The sequence below is a fragment of the Thalassovita mangrovi genome (genome assembly GCF_009857745.1).
GTDB lineage: Bacteria > Pseudomonadota > Alphaproteobacteria > Rhodobacterales > Rhodobacteraceae > Thalassobius > Thalassobius mangrovi.
Genome location: NZ_WWEN01000012.1, coordinates 40,747 through 61,661 on the forward strand (window position 1 = coordinate 40,747; position 20,915 = coordinate 61,661).

A 20,915-nucleotide genomic window follows, 5' to 3' on the forward strand; every position below is an offset into this window, starting at 1 on the left:
GTTCACCAGCGGGTGTCAGGCAGGATCAGATCGCCGATCCGCCCCATCGCATAGGAATGTGCGGCGGCGGCGATACGGATGGCCACGGCCAGTTCCCTGCGGTCGCGCGGGGCGTAGACGACAAGGCTCTGCGGCGGCACCGCCCCGGCCATGTAGCGGGCGAAGGGATGCACCGTGGCCCAGCCATGGTTCACCACCTTCTGGGCCCATTCCGGCCGCAGGCTCAGATGCATCGCGCCGCCGGGTTGCAGCACCAGCCAGCACGTGCCGTTGACAAAGGCCTCGGGCTGGCCGCGGGCCAGGTCGTCGATCAGGGCGAAACCGGTGCCGGGCGCGTCGAAGGGCGGCTGACAGGCCGAGACGCCTTCGAATTCCAGGATCGCCTGCACAAGCGCATCGCGCAGCGCCTTTCGGGATGTGTCCCCGGTCTGCAGGCAGGGCCATTTCGGCTCGAACCGGGGGCGGTCACCCTGCCGCTGCGCCAGACGTTTCAGCCCCGGCGGCATCGGCACCCCGGCCCCCGCGCCCGCCGGGCGCTTAACCGAAACTGTCATAATGCACCCGGGTGATCGACACCCCGGCCTCCTTGAGCTGGGCCTTGACGGCGTTGACCATCACCGGCGGCCCGGCGACGTAGAATTCGGTTGCGCCGGGATCGTAATCGGTCGCGGCGATCGCATCGGTGGCGCGGCCGGTCGCCAGCGCCGGATCGCCCCGGTTGTCCTCGACATGCGGCCGGTAACGCGCATTGGGCACCCCCGCCACCGCCTCGGCCAGCTCATCGCCCGCGGCAAGGTCTTCGGGGCGGCGGGCGCAATAGATCACGTCCACCGGGGCCTCGAAATCGACCCCGTCCTGCGCGGCCTGGCGCAGAAGCGCGAGGATCGGCGAGATGCCGGTGCCGCCGGCGACGAAAACCTTGCGCCCGGGGCGCGGATTGAGCGTGCAGGTGCCGAAGGGCGATTCCAGCGCCAGCGTGTCGCCCGGCGCCAGATCGGCAAGCGCGTTCGACCCCGCCCCGCACGGGTAGCGTTTGGAGATGAATTGCAGGGTCCGGTCCCCCGACAGGTTGCACATCGAATAGGCCCGCCGCAGCCCCGGCCCGAGATGCAGGATCGCGTATTGCCCGGGCAGGAAATCGGCCTCCGCCTCGGTGCGGAAGGTGAAGCGTCGGGTTTCCGGCGCCAGCTCCTCCACCGCGATCAGCTCGGCCAGATGGGCCCGGTCGGGCACCGGCAGCGGCGGCGGTGCTGCGGGCGACAGCTGAAGCTCGACGTCGCTCAGCGCCATCGACTGGCAGGCGACGATCCGCCCTCTCCGGGCGTCGCGCGGATTGACCGCGGGGGCGTCGGGGAACAGCAGCTCGGTCTCGCCCGAAACGAGCGTCACCTTGCAACTGCCGCAGCTGCCCCAACCGCATTCATGCGGCAAGGCGACACCGGCGCGGCGGGCGGCTTCGAGCAGCGTTTCCCCGGCACGGGCGGCAAAGCGCGGCCCGTCCGGCACGATGGTGACGGTGAAACTCATCGGATCTGTCCAGTTATTTCGGGGGCCGGCGGGGGGAGATCCGCCGGCCCGGCCTCTCACAGCCCGCAGCCGGCGACCAGCGCGCGCTGCGCCTCGAGCGTGCGGCCGACGATGGCCTCGGCGCTGTCGGCGCCGGGGGCGCGGGCGAAGCCTTCGGCGATGCCGCGCGCGGCCTTTTCGCCCAGCGGCAGCCAGCGCGCCGTAAGATCGCGCAGAAGCGCATCGTTGCCTTCGCCGCGATCCACCGCGTAGCGCACGAAGCCTTCGGTGTTTTCCACCGCATAGACCTCGTCATAGGTTCGGAAGTCGTCGTGCAGCATCGCCAGCAAACCGTCGCCATTGGCATCGGCGATGCGGGCGAATTCGGTGTTGAACAGGTGATCGAAAATCGGCCGCAGCACCAGCTGGCGCGACGCGAAGGCTTCGCCGAAATCATAGGCGCAAAGCTGTTTTTCGACCAGTTCGCGCAGCCCCTGCCAGGTTTCCCCGCCGGTCCAGGTGGCGCGGGTGCGGTCGCTGTCGGCCAGTTCCGGCCGGCCGGTATCCATCGCCATCACCTGGGCCAGATAGGCCTGGCGCTGCACCCGGCGCATTTCGTTGGCCATCTGGAAATAGAACGTGTTGGTCACGAAGGCCGAGGGCGCCATCTGGCCGATATAGACCGAGCTCATCTGCGCGCCATGGCCGGGGAAACGCACCGGCAGGTAATAGTCGCCGATGAAGTCGAGCCAGGCCGGGGCAAGCCCCGCGTAATGGTTCCGGCTTTCGAATTCGTCGATCAGGTTGTCGCAATAGACCTCGCGGTCCTTCTGGTCCTCGACATAGCGGCGATAGGTATAGGCGCGCGTGTCGCGGTAGCCTTCCCAGTCCTCCACCGCCGCGACCAGCGCGGATTGCTCGCGGTTGGTCTTGTAGAAAACGTTGATGGCCCAGTCTTCCGACAATTCGAACGGCGCCGGTTCGTTGCGGAAGTGGTTGTGGAACTTGTAGGTCACGGCTTCGTATTCCGAAGGTACCCGGCGCTCGGTCCACAGGCTCCACGGCTGCTTGCGCTTGCGCGATTTCGTAGTGGCGATCATGTTGTTATTCCTCCCTTGCCCGTACCGGGCGTCTTAGTGCAGGGCCCATTCCCAGCGGTCGTCCATCGTGTTGAGCCGGCCCGAGAAGGACACCAGGCTCGGTTCGAGTTCCGACAGCCGGAACGGCCGGCCGAGCATTTCGACCATGCTGTCCTCGGTGAGCACCATCGCGTGTTCGGTCTGCACCCGGACATAGCCCGAGCGGTCATCGATGATGATCTCGCGGCCCGGGTTGTCCTGTTCGGCCGCACCGATCACCGCGTCGATGATATCGTCGTCCATGCCGCGGATGACCGGCCCGACGAGTTTCTTGCTTTGCTGTTCCGCCATGGGTTCCTCCTCAGGCATCTTCGGCTTCGTGGCGCAGGCGACGCAGGCGGCCATCGGTGGGCACACCGACCAGCACATCGTCGCCGTCGAGTTTGACGTCGTATTGGAACAGCCGGCAGCCGCTCGGGTTGATGCCCTGGCCGGTTTCCATGCTGAATTCCCATTCATGAGCCGGACAGGTGATGGTGCCGGTATCGAAATCGACATCCCCGTCGGCCAGCAGAATTTCCTGATGCGGGCACATGCCCTGGAACGCACGCAGTTCGCCGCCCACCCGGTGCAGGATGATCACCACCTCGCCCTCGATCTCGACGTCGATGAAATCGCCCTCCCACAGGTCGTCGAGCGTGGTTGCCTTCACCCAGTTCAGTTCACTCGACATAGCCGGCCTCGATATAATCCATCACGCCGATGCCGCTGTCGGCGAAGGCCATGTCGGCGGGCAGTTGTTCGTCGTTGAACCAGACCGCCATCGGCGCCTGGCGTTCGGGCACCCGCAGCCCCACCGCGTGATGGGCCACCTTGGCGGCCACCGCCGCCATGTCGTCACCATCATCGACGGGCACGAGCTGGGTCAGGAAATCGCCCCGGAAGGCCGCCATCAAAGGGATCATTGCCATGTTGTCCTCCAAATCGTCTGTTGTCCGGCAGGCGCCCCGCAGCGCGCGGCGGCGCGAGCGCCTGCCAAAGCTGTTCTTGCGTCTTGCGACGGTTTACTCGGCCGCCTGGCGCATCTGGTGCGCCCAGGCGTAGTTGTCGGCATCGTTGCCCGCGACCTCGGGGGTGATGCCCATATATTGCAGCGCGCCTTCCAGGTTCGGCGGCTGGATATGCCCGGCGAGGAAGCGGTCCACCACCGACAGGTGGGTGTCGTAACGCTCGGGCTGGCTTTCCCAGACCCATTGGCAGACCTCGCTACAGAAGGTCAGCTTGCGGCCGTTATGCATAGTGGTGAACGGCTTCTTGCCCACCGCGGTGCCGGTCACCGGCAGCTGGCAGCAGTTGCACACCATCGGCAGGGTTTCGGGATAGGTCTTGTCGATCCGCCCGGCGCGGACGTTTTCGGTGATCACGTCCCAGTATTTGCCGAAACGGTCGTTCCAGCCGGGATACTTCGCTTCCAGCCAGTCGCGTTCGTCGGGCGAAACGCCGGCATCGGGGTTCCACCACACGGTGGGCCGCCAGAACCAGACGCCAAGATGCTGGGCGTGGTGATACCAGTCGAGCTCGGGCAGGAAATGTTCCTCCCAGTACCAGGGCAGGTCCATACCGAGGTCCTTGAACTGGTCGACGAACTGGCGGACGATCCATTCGGTCATGAATTCCTTGAAGCTCATGGTCCGGTGTTCGAGCGGCGTGTAATAATCCATCGAGAAGCCGGTCAGCAGGCCGAAGATGCGCCAGGACCGCCAGAACATCTGATCGACCAGTTTCTGCGCTTCCTTTTCGCGGCCGTTTTCGACCAGGATCTTCAGCGTCGGTTCACCCTGCTGCGAATGGCGCGCCTCGTCGGTCTGGATCGACGAAATCAGCGCCCCGAATTCGATATCGCCCACATGCAACGCGTCGGCCGACATGCCCAGGAACTGCAGGTTGGTGAAACCGGTTTCAAAGGTGAAGGTCAGCTGGATCGCCGTCGACACCGCGTCGTTGGCGGTGAACATGTCGTCGAACAGGCTGCGCGCCGCGATTGCCGCCCATTCATTGGTGTGCACGGTCTTGTGCGCCCAATCCATCTGCGGGTCCTTGTCGGTCAGGCAGTAGGGGAAATAGATCTGGGCCTGACCGTGGCGGCATTCGTCCAGCGTGCCGAAGCTCGCCATGTTGCGCCAGGCGGCGGCGCGGCCAAAGCGCGCCATCCGCGCCTCGCCGATCGAGGCCAGGTATTCGGGCACCGGGATCGCGCCGTAATGCGCCTTCACCGCCGATTTCCAGCCCTCGTCGAGCTTGTCGTACATGTTCGAGCGCGCGATGGTCGAGCGTATCGAATAGATGCCCGCGTCCTTGCCCGCCTGGTTATGGACATATTCCCGATAGGTCAGCTTGTAGGGTTCGTCCCAGCCCCACCACTTTTCGTTCTCGATGCCGAAGCTCTTGGAAAGCGCATCGGGAAAGGCCTCCTCCTCGGGCACATAGGTGAAGGACCAGTTCATGTCCCTCGCGGTGTCATAGTAATCGTGGCGTTGCAGCTTCGGCATGAACAAATCCTCCCAGTTCGCGCCCGGATCGGCCCCTGCTGCGACGTTGATCCGACAGCAGGGAAAAATTGCTATTGGGAGGCGGATTCCACTTGATAAACCGGCCGCGTTTACGCACAAAGCGGCCAGCAGAAGCCCGACCTTGCGCCCCTCCTCCCTTTGGACGCCCTGTCAGATTTCCTCGCGTTTTTCATCGCTTCGAGAATCAGGTTAGTGAGTGCGTCTTTGGTTTTCCTTTGGCCCAAAGAAAACGATTTACTTGTTTTATTTCAAATCACTACGTGCGCCACACAACCCAAACCGCCGCAGACAACACGTCAATTCAAACCGTATTGGATGGCCCGTGGAGAGCGTTCAGATTTCCCGGTGCCTGTCATCCAGGCACCGTTTCGATCCCTCCCCAAACGCAGTTCGGCCGCGCGGCCCCGAGGGGTGCGCGGCCGTGGGAAAACATCCGGGACCATAGGCTGAAAATCCGTGCCGGACGGGGCTGATAGGCCAGATCAGGCGGTCGCGGTCAGATCCTGCCAGGCGGCCTTGATCCGGGCGGCATCGCCGGTGGCCAGCACGTCGCGCGGCGGCGTCACGCCGTCGGTCAGCAACCGACGGGCAAGCATGTGTTCGCCAGCGCTGTTCAGCGTCTCCACCGCCACCAGACGGCCCGCCGCGAGGTGGTAAACCGACTTGAGCCTGCCGTCGGCCCCGTGGGTCGTGATGGCCTCGTCGGCGGCACCGATCAGCCCCGCGATCTGCAGCTTCATTGGCCCGATATCGGACCAGAACCACGGCACCGCGCCATAGGCGGTCGGCTTACCGGCCAGGGTCGCGGCCAGCGCGCGGGCCTGGTCGGTGGCGTTCTGCACCGATTCAAGCCGCATGTGCCGACCGTTGCCCGGCGCGGGGAAACTGGCGCAATCGCCAAGCGCAAAGATATGCGGGTCTGAGGTGGCGAGATGGGCATCGACCACGACGCCGTTTTCCACGGTGAGGTCTGCAGCGCGGGCAAGCCCGTCGACCGGCACCGCGCCGATACCGACGATGACCAGATCGGCCGCCAGAACCTCGGTACCAAGCCGCACCGCCGCCACCCTGCCCTCGCCCTCGATCGCCTCGACCGAAACGCCGGTCAGCACCCGCACGCCCAGCGCTTCGAGCTCATGGGCCACCGCCTGCGCCACCTCGGCGCTGGCGGCGCGGCCAAGCAGCCGCGGGGCGAGTTCGGCCACCGTCACGGCGATGCCGCGCCCGGCCAGCATCGCCGCCGCTTCCAGCCCGATGAAACCGCCGCCGATCACCACCACGCGCGCCACCCCAGGCAGGGCGCCGCGCAGGGCGCGGGCGTCGCTGGCGGTGCGCAGGGTATGAACCCCGGGCAGGTCGTGTCCTGGCAAGGTCAGCCGCCGCGCCTCGGTCCCGGTGGCAAGCACCAGCGCCGCATAGGGCAGCGTGGCGCCATCGGCCAAAGTCACCGTCTTTGCCGCCCGGTCGATGCCAGTCGCGGTCTGGCCGAGATGCAGCCGGATATCCTTGTCGGCAAAGAACACCGGCGCGCGCAGCGGTTGCAGCGGTGCATCTTCGGCCTTCATGAAGGATTTCGACAGCGGCGGCTTGTGATAGGGATGGTCCGGATCGGCCGAGATGAGGTCGATCGTGCCCGCATAGCCCTCGTCCCGCAGGCCGGCCGCAAGCTGCGTGCCGCCATGCCCCGCGCCGATGATCACCACCCCGGCCATATCAGTGCCCCACCACCTGGAACACGGCGCCGTCCAGCGCCGGGGTCACCTCGACCTGGCAGGTCAGGCGGCTGTTGTCCTGCATCGCGTCAGAGGTGAATTCCAGCGTGTCGCGTTCGGTGTCTTCCATTTCGGGCAGGTCCTGCGGCGCGTCGATCACAAGGCAATGGCAGGTGGCGCAGATGCAGGAGCCGCCGCATTCGGCAGAGATGCCGTCGATACCGGCGCCGGTCGCGGCGAGCATCACGCTCTGGCCGTCGGCGGCCTCGATCTCGCGCCGGGTGCCGTTGGGTTCGATGAAGGTGATTTTGGTCATGGCTATCCTCAGATGAATTGGCGGCCGCCGTCGATGATGAGCGTCTGGCCGGTGACGAAACCGGCAAGGTCGGAGGCGAGGTAAAGCGCGCCGCCCACCATGTCGGCGGGTTCGGACGCGCGTTTCAGCGCCCCGCGGCTGACGCCGTAGCTGGCGGCATCCTCCATCAGCCCGAGGCTCGCCTCGGTCAGGGTGAAGCCGGGGGCGATCACGTTGACGCGGATCTTGTCGTCGCCCAGTTCGCGTGCCATCGAACGGGTCATGGCGATCACCGCGCCCTTGGAGGCGACGTAGTGCATCCATTGCGGCGAGCCGGAAAACACGGTGGCCGAGGCGACGTTGACGATCGCCCCGCCGCCCGCCTGACGCATCAGCGGGGTCAGCGCGCGCGACATCTGCCAGACGCCCTTGACGTTCACCGCCATCACCTTGTCGAACACCGCCTCGTCGATATCCTCGAAGGACCGCCGTTCCAGCCCGGCATAGATCGCGGCGTTGTTGACGAGGATGTCGATCCCGCCGAATGCCCCTGCCGCCGCTTCGGCCAGCGCCGTGCAGGACGCGGCCGAGGTCACATCGACGGTAACCGGTTCCGCCACCCCACCCGCGTCGCGGATCATCTGCGCGGTTTCGGCGATGCCGTCGGGGTTGATGTCGGCGACGATCACCCGGGCGCCCGCCTCGGCGAAGCCCAGTGCGAAGCCGCGCCCAAGGCCGCCCGCCGCGCCGGTCACCACCACGCGTTTTCCCTGAAGTCCAAGATCAGTCATCTGACGCCTTTCCCATGTATTTCGCGATTTGCGCCTCGGCCCGGACGGCGGCGCACATGCCTTCGGCAAAGGCCCGCCCGGCCGGGGTCAGCAGATAGGGGTTCGACACTTTTTCGAGCGTCTCGACATGTTCGAGCAGATTGGTGTCGTACCAGCCGCAAATCGTCCGCATCCCATGCGGCGAAGCGCGCCAGCCCTTGTCGGCATCCTTCACCACCGCGTCGTTGATCGAACGCGCCTCTTTTGTGGTGTCGTGGCCGTCGATGATCGCCAGAACCGCCTCGATATCGACGCCCGCGGGGCGGTGACGTTCGAGGATTTCGCGCGCGATGGCGACGCCATGCACCTCGTGATCGCGCACCAGGTCCTTGCGGGTCGGGTTGCGGCCGATGGCCAGCAGCAAAAGGTCGGGGTCGATGCGTTTCCAACCCACGTCATGCAGCAGGATCGCGGGCAGGACCACGCTTTCCTCGGCTTCCGGCGTCTGCTCCAGCAGCATCCGCGCCAGCCCATAGGCGACGATCGTGTGTCCGTCGTTGTTGCGCACGTCGAGATACGGCCGCGCGTCCTGCCAAAGCGGCAGGTCGCGGGGCAGAATGACGTCTTCGCCGGTCATTCCGGCACCTCGTAGCTGAGATACATGGTCTTGTATTCAAGGTAGCTTTCGACGCCGTAGCGGCCCTTTTCGCGGCCCAGCCCGCTTTCCTTCATGCCGCCGAAGGGCACGTAATGGGACGAGCGGTGAATGTCGTTGAGCCAGACCGATCCCGCCTCCAGCCCCTCGGCCAGCGTCAGGCCACGGGCCAGATCGCCGGAGAACACGAAGCCCGCCAGCCCGTAGCGCGAGGCATTGGCCAGCGCCAGCGCCTCGGCCGCACTGTCGACCGGGGCGATGCCCAGCACCGGGCCGAAGGTTTCCTCGGTCATCACAGCCATATCCTGGGTGGCGTCGGCGATGATGGTCGGCGGGAAGTAGAAACCGCCGTCATAGCCCGGGCCGGTCACCCGCGCCCCGCCCAGCAGGATGCGCGCGCCCCTGGCGCGGGCGTCGTCGGATTGCAGCGCGGAATTGGCGAAGATCTTCTCGTTCACCAGCGGGCCCAGGTCGCCGCTGCCGCCCTCGGGCTGCAGCGTCAGCTTGCCGGCCTTTTCGGTGAGCCGGACGAGGAAATCTTCGTAAACCGGGCGTTCGACGAAGACCCGGTTCACGCGGTAACAGAACTGCCCGGTATTGGCGAAACCGTGGCGGGCGATGGCGGTGGTCGCCTTGTCCAGATCGGCATCGGCGCAGACGATGGCAGCCGATTGCCCGCCCAGTTCCAGCGTCAGCCGCTTCAGCGTGCCGGTCGCCGCGGCGGCGATGGCCTTGCCCGCCGCGGTGCCGCCGGTGAAAGCCACCTTGCGCGGCACGGGATGTTCGATCAGCGCCGCGCCGATGCCGCGCCCGTCGCCGGTCACCACGTTGAACACGCCCGCAGGCAGGCCCGCCGCATGGAAAATCTCGGCCAGCATCAGGGTGGACAGCGGGGTATCCTCGGCCGGTTTGGCGACCACGGTGCAGCCGGCGATCAGCGCCGCGCCGAGTTTGAACATCAGAAGCGTGATCGGATAGTTGAACGGGGTGATCGCCACCACCACGCCCACCGGGTCGCGGGTGACGATGGTCTTTTCCCCCGCCCCCTGCCCCAGCGACATCGTGGCCTGCAGCCGCAGCCCCTCTTCGGCATAGACATCCAGCAGGTCGGCGGAGCGGCTGATTTCGCCGATACAGGCGGCCAGCGGCCGTCCGAGTTCGGCGTTCAGCACCTTGCCCACGGCGTCGGCATTGTCGCGCATCGCCTGGGCGAGCTTCTTTTGCAGCGCCACGCGTTCGGCCATCGGCAGGCGCTTCCAGCTTTCCATCGCCCGCGCGGCGCTTGCCACCGCCACGTCGGCGTCGGCGGCATCGCCCAGCGGCACGGTATCGACCACGGCGCCGGTCACCGGCGAAAATATCTCCATCCGCGCGCCGGATTGCCCCGCGCGCCAGCTGCCATCGATGAACATTTCCATTGGGTCTTCCTCAGATCACGTGCAGCATCAGCGCCGCCCGGGTCCCGGCCAGGGTTTCCGCCGCCATCCGGCGCCCGGCCTCGGTCTCAAGCTGGTCTTTCTGCGTCTCCAGCCGGTCGGCATAGCCGTGCGGCGTGGTCTTGAACCACTCGCAGGCAATCGCCACCCCGGTCACCTCGAAGCGCCAGAGCTTGTCGGCATCGCGCACGATCCGGTCGTTCAGGTGGCGCGGATCGGGGCGGGTGTCGTGGCCGTCGACGATTTCGTTCACCGCGGCGATCACCTCTTCGTTCCAGCCGGTGGCGCGCATCGCCTCGGTGCCCAGGCGGACGCTTTCGGCCTCATGCAGGTAGCGCACGTCGGATTGCAGCATATTGGGGCCGGAAAATCCCTTTTCGATGATGTCGTCGTGGTCGATCGAATACCAGCCGATGTCATGCAGCAGGATGGCGAGCGAACAGATATCGCGGTCGGCCTCGGGGTATTCGTCAAGCAGACGCTGCGCCCAGGCAAAGGAAAGCGGGATATGCACGTCGTTCTTGCGCGCCCGCATATAGGGTTCGCAGGCCCGCCAAACCGGGTCGAAGCGGGCAAGATCGGCATGTTTGTCGAGCATCGGGGGTCTCCGGCTGTTTTGGTCGGGGACCACGCCGGAACGCGGCCCCCGGGGGAGTGTTTGGGTTTAGTCGAGAACGGTCACCTTGCCGGTGTTGCCGTCGACGCGGATCATCTGCCCGGTCTGGATCTTCGACGATCCGTTGCCGGTGCCGGTCACCGCAGGAAGACCGTATTCGCGGCAGACGATGGCGGCGTGGCTCATCATCCCGCCGATATCGGTGACGGTCGCCTTGATCTTGCCGAACACCGGCGCCCAGCTCGGAGCGGTGACCGGCGCGACGAGGATTTCGCCGACCTGGATCTCGCTCAGCTGGTCGGGGCTGCGGATCACCCGTGCGATGCCTTCCACCGCGCCGGGGCTGGCCGCCATGCCGGACAGCGCGCCTTCGACCTCATCGGCGCCGATCCAGTTCTGGATCGATTCCGAGGTGATGCCCCAAAGCATGATGGTGAAGGGTTCGGTGATGACCGCGGGCGGGTTGTTCAGCGCCGGTTGCGGCGGCTGGGTGGCCAGCGCGTCGATGATGCCGCGGCGGCGTTCGATCTCCTGCGGCCAGTAGCTTGGCCCGATCCAGTCGCCGCCGGTCGCCCAGGCGTTGCCATAATCGAACAGCGCGTCGCGCACTTCCTGCCGGCTGAGGTAGAACATGCCGTCGTCGGTCGGCCAGAAGCCTTCTTCCTTCAGCATGGTGGAAAGCTCGCGCATCTTGCGCCAGAACACGCTCATCGACCAATGCTCGATGTAGAAATTATGGTTCTCCACATAGGGGAAGACCACCCGGGCGAGGCCCAGCTTGCCCTGGAACGCCTCACGCGACGCTTCGTCCATCATCGCCTCGTATTCCGAGGTGATGCGGTCGCGCTCGGCGATCAGCTCGGCGGTGGGTCGTTCGATGGTCTCGCCCGCCTCGGCGCGCAGGATGTAATCGCGCAGATAGCCCATCGGGATATCGAGGTGATCGATCCAGTATTTGTCGGTCGAATAGAAACCGTTACCCGAGGTGAAGTTGAACCACGGGTCCTTCGCGCCTTCCCAGGCGTCGATCCAGGCCGGACCGTGCGGCAGCTTCGCCACCGCCGCCAGCGCCTCGTCGACGCTGCCGGATTTCAGCGCGTCGCCCACGCCCAGTTCGATCGCCAGGCGGGCGAGCTTCTTCAGCTCGTCATCGGGGCGGAACAGGTCGCTGTCGACGCCTTGCACCATCTTGGCGATGGCCTGATCGGGGATGGTCGGGAATTCGCCCTTCATGAAGCCGAAGAAATCGAGATAGGCCGCATAACCGAGGTTCAGGAACTCGAAGTGATACTGCCAGGTCTTGTAGAGCAGCTGGATCGCCGCGTCGTAATTGCCCATGATGTCGAGATGCGGATCGACGCCGCGGCCTTCGGTGATCCAGTCGATCGGCACCACCTCGGGCAGCTTTTCGAAGCTCAGCGCCTCCATCTCGGCGATGTTGGCCTTCACCTTCTTGTGCCAGTTGTCGAGCAGGCTGTCCCAGTTCTGGAAGTAATGCCCGGCCCGTTCGAGGAATTGCGGAATGCGGCCCTCGATCAGCTCCGGCGCCACCGCGATGGGCGACATGTAGCAATAGCCGTTATGGATGCGGTAATCGACACCGTTGGCCGGCGGCACCAGGTAATGGCGGGTGTTGTACTGCCCCAGGCAGCGCACCGCATATTCCACCGTCACCGCGTCGAACGGTTTGAACGGGTTCGGCCAGTGCTGGCTGTCGCAGAACCAGAATTTGGCATCTTCCTTTTCCCGCAGATTGGGCTGGAAGGTCAGGTAATAAGGGTAAAGGTCTTCCCAGCCCTCGGCGCCAGCGGGCGCCTTGAGGTCATAAGCACTGGGAAACAGCGGCGTTTGCGCGTCCATGTCGGTTTTCCTCCCTGAAGACCGTGTTTCGCTTTTTATTATCTTGAAGGGTCAGCGCGACCCGATCGGGTTGTTCAGCGCGCCGACGATCCCCATCATGCCGAGAGCATAGCTCGCCTTCGGCTTCTCCTTGGGTTTCTGCGACCAGACCGTTTCCGGCCGGGCCTGCAGGGCCAGCAGGTTTTCTCCCTCGGGCAGATCGGCGTCGATCGCCCATTCCACGTCCTGCGGGCATCCGTTCTGGCGTTCGAGTTCCTTGGCCAGGCGGGCAACGGCGAGGATTTCGGCGTCGGACAGGCATTGCGCCTGGCGCCTTGCCTCGTCGACCTCGCGCTCCACCGTGGTGGCGGCCTCGGCGTCGGGCACCAGTTCCAGGTGCTTTTCGGAAATCCGGCGGTCGATCACTTCCATCAGCACCTTTTCCACCCGGTAATTGTCGGGCGTGACGATGCCCGAAACCACCAGTTCGCCCAGCCCGTAAGAGGCGTCGATGACGATCTTGGTGCGGTCGCCGTTGAGCGGATCAAGCGTCATCGCCACCCCGGCGGCGCGGGCGTTGACCATTTTCTGCACCGCGACCGACATCAGCACCTCGATCTGACCGAGCTTGTTGTCGTGGCGGTATTTCATCGCCCGCGCGGTGAACAGCGAGGCCCAGCAATCGCGCACATGTTCGATCACGTCGTCCGACCCCATCACCCACAGATAGGTGTCCTGCTGGCCAGCGAAGCTCGCATCCGGCAGGTCCTCGGCGGTGGCCGAGGAGCGTACCGCGACCGGGGTGCCCTCGCCGATCTCGGCATAACCCGCGCGGATCGCCGCCTCCACTTCCGCGGGCAGGTGATGCGAACGGAAACGGATCTGGATCGCCTGCGCGGCGCGGTCGAGTTCCGCGACGTCGTCGAAGTCCAGCCGGGCAAGATGCGCCTCGATCTCCTCGCGCAGATGGGTCGCGTCGAGCATGGCGAGATAGGCGTCGGTGGTGACCGCGAAACCGGGCGGCACCGACACTCCGGCGCGTGTCATTTCGCCCAGCGAGGCACATTTGCCGCCGACGCGGCCGTGATCGGCCCGGCCAATTTCGCCGAAGCGCAGGGTATAGGCGGTGGTGCTCATGCCTTGGCCCCCCATTCGACGTCGACCTGCGCGGGAACGCGGAAGGAAATGTTGTGCAGATAGGTGATGTTCTGCCCTTCGCTCAGCCGCATGTCGGGGAACCGTTCGGTCAGCTGGCGCAGCATGATGCCGAATTCCAGCTTGGCAAGCTGCGAGCCGAGGCAGAAATGGATGCCATAGCCCATGGACAGGTGGTTGCGGGCGTTGTCGCGACGGATGTCGAAGCTTTCGCCCTGCGCGAACACCGCGTCGTCGCGATTGCCCGAGCCCATGATCAGCAGGATGTCGGTGCCCTCCGGCACTTTGACCCCGCCGATTTCGGTATCCACCTTGGCCTTGCGCCGCCAGGCCACGATCGACGGCGTGTAGCGCAGGATTTCCTCGGTCGCCTTGGGGATCAGCGTCGGGTCGGCGGCGATGGCATCCCAGGCGTCGCGATGGGTCAGCAGGGTGATGATGGCATTGGCCATCAGCGTGGTGGTGGTTTCGTGCCCGGCGAACAGCACCGAATACATCACGCCGGCGATTTCCTCGTCGGTGATCTCGGCGCCCTCGGCCTGCAGCCGCACCAGGTCCGACGGCAGATCGTCGCCGGGGACTTCCTTGCGCGCCGCGACCAGCCCGCGGCAATAGGCCCAGTACTCGACCATCTTGTGGGCATGCGGGATCTGTTCCTCGTCGGACAGATCGCCCCAGGTCAGCAGCGCGCGGCTGGCCGCCCAGTCCTTCACCTTCGGCACATCCGCATCCGGGATGCCCATCAGGGTGAACAACACGAAGGCCGGCACCTCATAGGCGACGTCGCGGAAAAAATCCGCCTTGCCCTTCGGTGCGATCCCGTCAAGCTGGCGCGCCACGATCTTTTCGATCTGCGGCTCGATCGACTTGAACCGGCGCGGCCCGAAGGCGCCCTGCACGATCTTGCGGATACGGGTGTGGTCGGGCGGCACCCGGGCGGACAGGCCCGAATAGGCGGTGAAGCCGCCCTCTTTCATGATGCGCTTGCCCTCGTCGCACATCGGCCGCATCGGCGCCTGGGCGTTTTCCGACGAAAAGGTCTGCCAGTCGTCGAACACCGCCTTGATGTCGGCGTGCCGGGTGACCACGCAATAGCCGGTCGGTTCATGGAAAAATACCGGGCTCTCGGCACGCAACGAGTTCCAGATCGCGTGCGGCGCGTTGAGATCGAACGGATCGAACTCCCTCACGGCATCATAGGCTTCGGCAACGCTCATACGATCTCCTCCTATCGGTGTGCGCTTGTTGGGAATCACCCTAGCAGGCACTCTTTGGTTTTTCTTTGGCTAAAGTTGAGGCCTGTCATTTTGCTTATTTACGGTTCCCCGTAGACCTTTCCCGGATGTGGTGGTGCTTCACCCGTCGATGGTTGACGCCGAACGTGTGATAGCGCATCGCTGCTGAACCGGGGCCTGGGAACGGAGGAGGATGTGAAAGAGGCCCAGGAGGCTTTGAGGGCTGAGGTGCCCCTAGATTTGTAGACGCTTTGCCCCCTAATTTTGAGGCAAGGAGGTCGACATGGGGACAAGCAACTACAGTGACGATTTCAAGCGCGATGCGGTGCATCAGATTACGGTGCGGGGCTATCCGGTTCGAGAGGTCTCGACGCGTTTGGGTGTTAGTACACATTCTCTGTACAAATGGATGAAGCTGTTCGCTGAATCGGCTTCGAAAGCGGGCAGCGTGGATCACAAAGCTGAGAACCGCCGATTGAAGCGCGAACTGGCCCGGGTGACCGAGGAACGGGACATCCTAAAAAAGGCAACGGCGTACTTCGCGCGCGAGTCCAAATGAAGTACGCCTTCATCCGGGCGCATCGCGATGAGTTCGGTGTCCGGGTCATGTGCCGGGTGCTGAAGGTGCATTTCAGCGGATTCTACGCATGGCTTAAGGAACCGTTAAGTCACCGTGCGCAGGAAGATGCGCGCCAGACCGAGCTGATCCGGCAGGCCTGGGCAGACAGCGGTAAGGTCTACGGCTATCGCAAGCTCGCTGATGATCTGCGCGACCAGGGCGAACGGATCTCCGAGAACCGGGTGGCCCGACTGGCGTCCCTGGCCGGGATCGCGGCGCAGATCGGATACAAGCGCCGTCCCGGCCGCTATGGCGGCAAACCGACCATCGTGGCCGAGAACAGGCTGGAGCAGCGGTTTCAAACCTCTACCCCGGATCAGGTCTGGGTGACCGACATCACCTATATCAGAACCCATGAGGGCTGGCTGTATTTCTGCGTCGTGATCGATCTGTTCTCGCGCCGCGTTGTCGGCTGGAACGCCCAGTCCCGCATGACGACCGACTTGGCCTTGCAAGCCCTGCTGATGGCGATCTGGCGACGAAAGCCAAACGGATCGGTCACGGTGCATTCCGATCAGGGTTCGCGATTCACCAGCCGGGAATGGCAGTCTTTTCTGGCGCTGCACAATCTGGAACCCAGCATGAGCCGACGCGGCAACTGCCATGATAACGCCGTTGCTGAGAGCTTCTTTCAACTGCTGAAACGGGAACGGATCAGGCGGCGCACATACTCGACGCGCAACGCCGCAAGACAGGACGTGTTCGAGTACATCGAAATGTTCTACAATCCGAAACGCAAGAACACGAACAACGGCATGCTGTCGCCCGTTGATTTCGAAGAAAGACAGCTCGATCTGAACAAGGCAGGTGTCTAGGAAACTAGGGGCACCTCAGTCCAAATGTCGGCTGCACGGATTGTAAAAAGCCTCTTTCCAGCTGGGGAAGCGCTCGACCGTGAATGGGCACCATGCTTTGGTCACTCACGATATGCAATTTTTGAGTGTCATTCTATTGGCGCATGCGCGCCATAATTTTTCCAAACCAGTCCTCTTTAAGTCGGATCGATTTCAAGAGGACGTTTCCAATGCACCGATTTTTCACGAGGCTTCTTGCTATTGTGGCCTTTGCTTGGGCTGCCCCCGCGATGGCCAACATATCCACGGATTCCGTTCGCGGCGCCCTTGCCAGTGAAAATTTCGCTTATCTGGAAACCGAATTCGACAAGGCATATCAGCAAGCCCTCAAACAGCAGGATTTCGAAGCCCTGCGAGATGTGTACAGGATACTCTTCCTGACCGCCAATGATGCGCGTCTGGACCGCACACAACGATGGTTGGCCGCCTATCCGGACTCCTTCTATGCGGCTACGGGGTTGGCCTGGTCGCACCTCTACCGCGCCTATCAGGTCCGAGGCGATCTGAGTTGGGGTTGGACAACCGAAGAGTTGCAAAACGGCTATCTCGAAGAATTGGCCAGATCAAAAGAAATGGCCGATTTAGCCTTCGGCAAGGAACAGGCCTTTGTTCCAGCAATCGATATCACCATTCATTTGATGGGAACCGCACCCTATAAGGGGGACGTGCGGCCGTTTGTCGATCTGTCGCTTCGGTATGCGCCAAACCGGCATACGTTGGAAACCGGGCTCGACGCTCTGACGCTCGACAATCGGGACGATATCGAAAACACCATAACCTTGTGTACGCTGATGGCCCATCGCGTTGCTGGTTATGATGCAGAACTGTGCCTGATAGAAGCTGCTTTCAAGAATAAAGCTACAGGTTATCTCAGAGAGGTCGCGCTACAGGCTCTTGCCCGTCGCGACGAACCTTTCCTGGATTACGCGCGGCTCGATGCCTACTTGTCGGAATGGAGCGGCACGGAAAACGCTGCCACCGAAGCCAAGCGCATCCACAGTGAAACGCTGGAGAAGCGCCCCAACGTTCATCAATACCTCAGGCTTCTCGACGAGATCGAAATGGTGTTCGACGCGCCTCTGTACGCGGCTGAAATGCGCGCCGCACTTATCGACAAGATGTATGTGCGTCTGGCCGACAATCCGCAAAGCCACAACATTCTCGATTTTCTGATCAAGGATATCCTTGCAAGGTCTCAGCGCAAGGACCCCCGTGCGGATATCTCTCTGGCCGAAAAACTGTGGCAGGATATGCTGCCGCTCGGTGCTTACCGGGCCGATACATGGGATATCGGATTGGATGTCTATCTGGCTGCGCACCCTACGTTTTCACCGACGCCGCGCATCGAATTCGCCACCAACCAGATTTACTATTCCCGCCACTTCCCAAGTTATATCCGCGGATTGATGAGCTCGCTCGACAATCTCTACAACCTTGCCCGGGATGAACACCAAACGGTGATAGGAAAGGCGGAGCAACAGGCCCTGCTGGCCGAGGTCGAATGCCCGATGTTCCGCTCGGCACGTGTATTCCGCATGGTCTGCAATCAGGTTCCGGACGCCTATGGCTGCAATATCGGCGGCTACAACGCGGACCTTGCCGACAGGATAGAACGCATGGCGCCCAAGGCCGAAGGGTGCGTATGGGCCGGCAACATCGCCCCCGAACTTCTTTACTATACCCCTGTTCCCGTTAAAAAAATTCAGAAAGGCCTATCGCAGTGAGACGATATATTTTCCCCGCAATTCTTTGCCTGATTGCAGCCCCCGGTTCAGCTATTTCCGATACAGCTCCGGCCATTGGGCAAAACAGCTGGCCAATGCCTTTCGGGTTGGTTTCCACGGGCAGCGGATCCTCTCAGTGCAAACAGGTACAGTTGGCGCGGATCGGCATTTTCAACTTGTGCCAATGTCAATTCACGATCCCCGCACAACAATCCCAGCCCCTCGCCGACAAGAACACCGTTCAGGCATCCTACCTCGCCGATACATGCGGAGGGCCCAAATCATGATCCGGATTCTGACCGTTTTGGCCGCGCTGACCCTGACAGCACCAGCGTCCACCGCGCAAACCGCGACGGACAAAATCCGGATTCTTCTGGATCAAGGCGATATTGCAGCGCTGGACCGGGCAATTGCGGGGATGCACGAACAGGCCGCCGAACAAAAAGACGCGGCGGCGTTGCGAGACGTCTACGACCGATTGTTCAACAGCACCCATCCCGCACGCTTAGCCGTGGTTGAGGAATGGCGGAATGAGATGCCCGGATCGCCATATGCGCTGGCCGCCGAAACCTGGGGAGCGATCAAGACTGTCGAAATGCTGGGCTCAGTAAACTATGCGTCGCCTGGCGCCCCGCAAAACCGATTGAAGCTCTATATATCGGCCAAGCAAAGGGCGGATGAACTGGTTGAGAAATCGCTCAGGCGATCACCGGATTTCGTGCCGACACTCGATGCCTGGCTGGTGTCGAGAAAGTTCTATCTAAAAAAGGTGAAGTCCACTGATCTCAATGCGATCATCTATGCGGAACTGATGAAGGCGTCTCCGGACAGGGCCAGCATGTTGAAGATCGTTGAAACGATTGATGCGTCTTTTGCTCATCCGACGCGGGAAATCCTTGGTGCCTGCCTGACATATGCCGATCAGATTGAGAACTACGATAGCGACCTTTGTGTCATCGAAGCAGTCCTGCGGCATCATGTCGATGAGGGCATAGCAAATCAAGCAAAGGCGGCCCTTGAAACGAGGGATGAACCCTTTCTGGATGACCTGAAGCTCGACAAGATCCTCTATGCAGACGGCTTCCACATGCGCGAACGCAGTGATGAATTGCGCGAGACCTTGGCAAGATTACACGAAAACACCCTCAACACCCCGGCGCAGATCGGGAATTTCGCACAACATAGCAGGCGGATCGCCTGGTTTCTGAAAACCCCGTCCTATCTCGAATCCAGCAATGACCGGCTAGTCGAATTCATCGATGAGCGATTGGCCGATGATCCCTACAACCGTTTCCTGATCAAACGAAAAATCGATGCCCTACTCGCCGGCTACCAGCGTTTCGGACACCTCGACGACCTCGAACGCGCCCGCGCGCTCTGGCCCGATGCAATGGTGTACGGGCAATATCGAGGCGAGTTTTGGAACCTCGGAATTGCCTTGGCCGCTGCGGATCGCGCCCCGTATGATATCGTCGATCAAATAGAATGGGCTGAAAACGCCGTGGCCTATTCCCTGCTAAAGCTGGGTGCGGTCAAATATGCGCTGGAATGGATGATCCGGGCACAAGACTCGGCTCGCGAAAACCTGAACCTGGACCGTCCCGATGGTTCTTCTGATCCATCCGCCACGCTTGAGGCGCTCAAATGTCCGATGCTGCGGGCCGCTCGTATGGTGTCGGCGCTTTGCCAATCACACTCAGCAGATCCCATTCTTTGCGAGCCAAGCGCAGCCGCTAATGAACGGGTGCATGATATTCTACAAGAGGGAGGCGCGGGATCTTGCCCTTCGGTTTCTGAAGCGAGGTTGACTGACCTGGAATATTCAGCCGTGCCTTTTGAGAGTGTCAGTCTTCCGTGGGCCGCAACATCTTCTGAATGATCCTGGATATTACAATCGGCAGAACCAGCTGACTATTCGAAGGAGGCATTCACCTTACCTGACACAAATGTCCGCTTTCGGGACATGGCTTAGGCTTTGCAAAGGGTGCTTCCTGCGCAAAGCCGCTGTTGGTCCAGACCGTCGCGAATGGCCTCTCCCAGCCCGAAGCGGACCTTCGCCCCAGGCGCAGCGCAGCAATGATCCACTGGCCGTATTCAGGGGGATTATCTCATGAGTGGGCCAAGGCTCAATCACCAACACGCCGAAGCACTGTCAACCAAGTCGTCTTTCAGAATGAAGTATCCGTTTTCCGCAGCGATCAGAAGTTCGGCCCAATCGGCCAAGTATACCGCATTCGTCGATGGGAAATACTTGGGGACGTCGACCCGAGCGCCGGCCATACCGAGTTCATCACCGGAAGAGATGTCGAAAGCCTTTATCTGGCCGTTCCCAATTGAAATGTAGGCATCAGACGCGGGGAAATAGATCGCGACGGAAAAGCCATGCTGGAGCTTCGTTTGCCCTGGGCCCGGAACCAATGGTCCGAGTTGAGCACCAAGACCAGCAAGTCCCGCGAGCCGGTCCGGTTCTACTCCGGTGAAGCCAACGTCCGCAACCTCATCGAAATCATGAAAGACATTCCGAAAGTCCTGTTCCCGCGTGGGAACCCAGACCTCGTCATGCTGTTCTAGCCGCACCAGGAAGCGCCCCTTGAATGAACCCAATGCTTCCTTCATGTCGATCAACCGACGATACAGATTGCCGCCCACTTTTCTACTTTCCAGGCTAGATTCTCACGCAGCTAGGCCTTAAAAGTAGCACCGCCGTAGCACCGGCTTTCCTGGCGCAAACGCAAGAAACCTCCCGAGGGAGTCCATCATGTTGTTTTGTATAGTAATTTTTTGGTTGCGGGGGCAGGATTTGAACCTGCGACCTTCAGGTTATGAGCCTGACGAGCTACCGGGCTGCTC

The 20,915-nt window shown here is 62.6% G+C and carries 20 protein-coding genes; 3 read left to right on the forward strand and 17 right to left on the reverse strand.

Features of this window, described 5'->3' with window-relative positions; translation table 11 throughout:
• Positions 1-2: 2 nt before the first annotated feature.
• From GR167_RS19640 to GR167_RS19715, 16 genes are all read right to left on the reverse strand, one after another.
• Positions 3-554, reverse strand: coding sequence for a luciferase domain-containing protein (locus GR167_RS19640; RefSeq protein WP_212770052.1), 552 nt, complete (start codon positions 552-554; stop codon positions 3-5).
• Entirely contained in the window at positions 538-1,527 is a 990-nt protein-coding gene (locus tag GR167_RS19645; protein ID WP_160975443.1) for a 2Fe-2S iron-sulfur cluster-binding protein, read from the reverse strand. The genes GR167_RS19640 and GR167_RS19645 overlap by 17 nt, the downstream gene beginning before the upstream one ends.
• Before the next feature lie 56 nt (positions 1,528-1,583).
• On the reverse strand, positions 1,584-2,606 hold the full coding sequence (locus GR167_RS19650; protein WP_160975444.1) for a ferritin family protein: 1,023 nt from the start codon (positions 2,604-2,606) through the stop codon (positions 1,584-1,586).
• 33 nt (positions 2,607-2,639) lie between these two features.
• Positions 2,640-2,936, reverse strand: a complete 297-nt coding sequence (locus GR167_RS19655) for an MmoB/DmpM family protein (RefSeq protein WP_160975445.1) — start codon at positions 2,934-2,936, stop codon at positions 2,640-2,642.
• A gap of 10 nt (positions 2,937-2,946) precedes the next feature.
• Complete coding sequence (locus tag GR167_RS19660) at positions 2,947-3,318, reverse strand: monooxygenase system ferredoxin subunit (protein ID WP_160975446.1); 372 nt, start codon at positions 3,316-3,318, stop codon at positions 2,947-2,949.
• Positions 3,308-3,556, reverse strand: coding sequence for a toluene-4-monooxygenase system B family protein (locus GR167_RS19665; protein ID WP_160975447.1), 249 nt, complete (start codon positions 3,554-3,556; stop codon positions 3,308-3,310). The genes GR167_RS19660 and GR167_RS19665 overlap by 11 nt, the downstream gene beginning before the upstream one ends.
• Before the next feature lie 93 nt (positions 3,557-3,649).
• Positions 3,650-5,134 (reverse strand): aromatic/alkene/methane monooxygenase hydroxylase/oxygenase subunit alpha, encoded by a 1,485-nt coding sequence (locus tag GR167_RS19670; protein WP_160975448.1) that lies wholly within the window; start codon positions 5,132-5,134, stop codon positions 3,650-3,652.
• Between the two features lie 503 nt (positions 5,135-5,637).
• Positions 5,638-6,867: an NAD(P)/FAD-dependent oxidoreductase gene (locus tag GR167_RS19675; RefSeq protein WP_160975449.1), complete on the reverse strand. Its 1,230-nt coding sequence runs from the start codon at positions 6,865-6,867 to the stop codon at positions 5,638-5,640.
• A gap of 1 nt (position 6,868) precedes the next feature.
• The gene (locus GR167_RS19680) at positions 6,869-7,183 is read right to left on the reverse strand and encodes a 2Fe-2S iron-sulfur cluster-binding protein (protein ID WP_160975450.1); all 315 of its coding nucleotides are present in this window, start codon (positions 7,181-7,183) and stop codon (positions 6,869-6,871) included.
• An 8-nt stretch (positions 7,184-7,191) separates the two neighbouring features.
• Positions 7,192-7,953, reverse strand: coding sequence for an SDR family NAD(P)-dependent oxidoreductase (locus GR167_RS19685; protein ID WP_160975451.1), 762 nt, complete (start codon positions 7,951-7,953; stop codon positions 7,192-7,194).
• Positions 7,946-8,569 carry an HD domain-containing protein gene (locus GR167_RS19690; RefSeq protein ID WP_160975452.1) on the reverse strand — a complete coding sequence of 208 codons (624 nt, stop codon included), beginning with the start codon at positions 8,567-8,569 and terminating at the stop codon, positions 7,946-7,948. The genes GR167_RS19685 and GR167_RS19690 overlap by 8 nt, the downstream gene beginning before the upstream one ends.
• Positions 8,566-10,005, reverse strand: coding sequence for an aldehyde dehydrogenase family protein (locus GR167_RS19695; RefSeq protein WP_160975453.1), 1,440 nt, complete (start codon positions 10,003-10,005; stop codon positions 8,566-8,568). The genes GR167_RS19690 and GR167_RS19695 overlap by 4 nt, the downstream gene beginning before the upstream one ends.
• Before the next feature lie 10 nt (positions 10,006-10,015).
• Positions 10,016-10,621 carry an HD domain-containing protein gene (locus GR167_RS19700; protein WP_160975454.1) on the reverse strand — a complete coding sequence of 202 codons (606 nt, stop codon included), beginning with the start codon at positions 10,619-10,621 and terminating at the stop codon, positions 10,016-10,018.
• 66 nt (positions 10,622-10,687) lie between these two features.
• A complete protein-coding gene (locus GR167_RS19705) occupies positions 10,688-12,499 on the reverse strand; it encodes a PEP-utilizing enzyme (RefSeq protein ID WP_160975455.1) in 1,812 nt (603 codons plus the stop codon).
• Between the two features lie 51 nt (positions 12,500-12,550).
• Complete coding sequence (locus tag GR167_RS19710) at positions 12,551-13,615, reverse strand: PEP/pyruvate-binding domain-containing protein (protein ID WP_160975456.1); 1,065 nt, start codon at positions 13,613-13,615, stop codon at positions 12,551-12,553.
• On the reverse strand, positions 13,612-14,850 hold the full coding sequence (locus GR167_RS19715; RefSeq protein WP_160975457.1) for a cytochrome P450: 1,239 nt from the start codon (positions 14,848-14,850) through the stop codon (positions 13,612-13,614). The genes GR167_RS19710 and GR167_RS19715 overlap by 4 nt, the downstream gene beginning before the upstream one ends.
• A 301-nt stretch (positions 14,851-15,151) precedes the next feature.
• Here GR167_RS19715 and GR167_RS19720 point away from each other — a divergent pair.
• From GR167_RS19720 to GR167_RS19730, 3 genes are all read left to right on the forward strand, one after another.
• Positions 15,152-16,302, forward strand: a protein-coding gene (locus tag GR167_RS19720; RefSeq protein ID WP_160975458.1) for an IS3 family transposase whose coding sequence is annotated in 2 segments (ribosomal slippage) — positions 15,152-15,398 and positions 15,398-16,302 — 1,152 coding nt in all. Because the reading frame shifts where the segments join, the coding sequence is not laid out codon by codon here.
• A gap of 209 nt (positions 16,303-16,511) precedes the next feature.
• Complete coding sequence (locus tag GR167_RS19725; protein WP_160975459.1) at positions 16,512-18,065, forward strand: hypothetical protein; 1,554 nt, start codon at positions 16,512-16,514, stop codon at positions 18,063-18,065.
• A gap of 283 nt (positions 18,066-18,348) precedes the next feature.
• On the forward strand, positions 18,349-19,944 hold the full coding sequence (locus GR167_RS19730) for a hypothetical protein (RefSeq protein WP_160975460.1): 1,596 nt from the start codon (positions 18,349-18,351) through the stop codon (positions 19,942-19,944).
• A gap of 251 nt (positions 19,945-20,195) precedes the next feature.
• Here the strand turns inward: GR167_RS19730 and GR167_RS19735 are convergent, their stop codons facing one another.
• Positions 20,196-20,714, reverse strand: a complete 519-nt coding sequence (locus GR167_RS19735) for a hypothetical protein (protein ID WP_160975461.1) — start codon at positions 20,712-20,714, stop codon at positions 20,196-20,198.
• Positions 20,715-20,915 lie beyond the last annotated feature (201 nt).

What these genes read in the sequence shown, in the direction of transcription:
- GR167_RS19640 (WP_212770052.1), bottom strand. Translation starts at nt 554, where the DNA reads ATGACAGTTTCGGTTAAGCGCCCGGCGGGCGCGGGGGCCGGGGTGCCG.
- GR167_RS19645 (WP_160975443.1), bottom strand. Translation starts at nt 1,527, where the DNA reads ATGAGTTTCACCGTCACCATCGTGCCGGACGGGCCGCGCTTTGCCGCC.
- GR167_RS19650 (WP_160975444.1), bottom strand. Translation starts at nt 2,606, where the DNA reads ATGATCGCCACTACGAAATCGCGCAAGCGCAAGCAGCCGTGGAGCCTG.
- GR167_RS19655 (WP_160975445.1), bottom strand. Translation starts at nt 2,936, where the DNA reads ATGGCGGAACAGCAAAGCAAGAAACTCGTCGGGCCGGTCATCCGCGGC.
- GR167_RS19660 (WP_160975446.1), bottom strand. Translation starts at nt 3,318, where the DNA reads ATGTCGAGTGAACTGAACTGGGTGAAGGCAACCACGCTCGACGACCTG.
- GR167_RS19665 (WP_160975447.1), bottom strand. Translation starts at nt 3,556, where the DNA reads ATGGCAATGATCCCTTTGATGGCGGCCTTCCGGGGCGATTTCCTGACC.
- GR167_RS19670 (WP_160975448.1), bottom strand. Translation starts at nt 5,134, where the DNA reads ATGCCGAAGCTGCAACGCCACGATTACTATGACACCGCGAGGGACATG.
- GR167_RS19675 (WP_160975449.1), bottom strand. Translation starts at nt 6,867, where the DNA reads ATGGCCGGGGTGGTGATCATCGGCGCGGGGCATGGCGGCACGCAGCTT.
- GR167_RS19680 (WP_160975450.1), bottom strand. Translation starts at nt 7,183, where the DNA reads ATGACCAAAATCACCTTCATCGAACCCAACGGCACCCGGCGCGAGATC.
- GR167_RS19685 (WP_160975451.1), bottom strand. Translation starts at nt 7,953, where the DNA reads ATGACTGATCTTGGACTTCAGGGAAAACGCGTGGTGGTGACCGGCGCG.
- GR167_RS19690 (WP_160975452.1), bottom strand. Translation starts at nt 8,569, where the DNA reads ATGACCGGCGAAGACGTCATTCTGCCCCGCGACCTGCCGCTTTGGCAG.
- GR167_RS19695 (WP_160975453.1), bottom strand. Translation starts at nt 10,005, where the DNA reads ATGGAAATGTTCATCGATGGCAGCTGGCGCGCGGGGCAATCCGGCGCG.
- GR167_RS19700 (WP_160975454.1), bottom strand. Translation starts at nt 10,621, where the DNA reads ATGCTCGACAAACATGCCGATCTTGCCCGCTTCGACCCGGTTTGGCGG.
- GR167_RS19705 (WP_160975455.1), bottom strand. Translation starts at nt 12,499, where the DNA reads ATGGACGCGCAAACGCCGCTGTTTCCCAGTGCTTATGACCTCAAGGCG.
- GR167_RS19710 (WP_160975456.1), bottom strand. Translation starts at nt 13,615, where the DNA reads ATGAGCACCACCGCCTATACCCTGCGCTTCGGCGAAATTGGCCGGGCC.
- GR167_RS19715 (WP_160975457.1), bottom strand. Translation starts at nt 14,850, where the DNA reads ATGAGCGTTGCCGAAGCCTATGATGCCGTGAGGGAGTTCGATCCGTTC.
- GR167_RS19725 (WP_160975459.1), top strand. Translation starts at nt 16,512, where the DNA reads ATGCACCGATTTTTCACGAGGCTTCTTGCTATTGTGGCCTTTGCTTGG.
- GR167_RS19730 (WP_160975460.1), top strand. Translation starts at nt 18,349, where the DNA reads ATGATCCGGATTCTGACCGTTTTGGCCGCGCTGACCCTGACAGCACCA.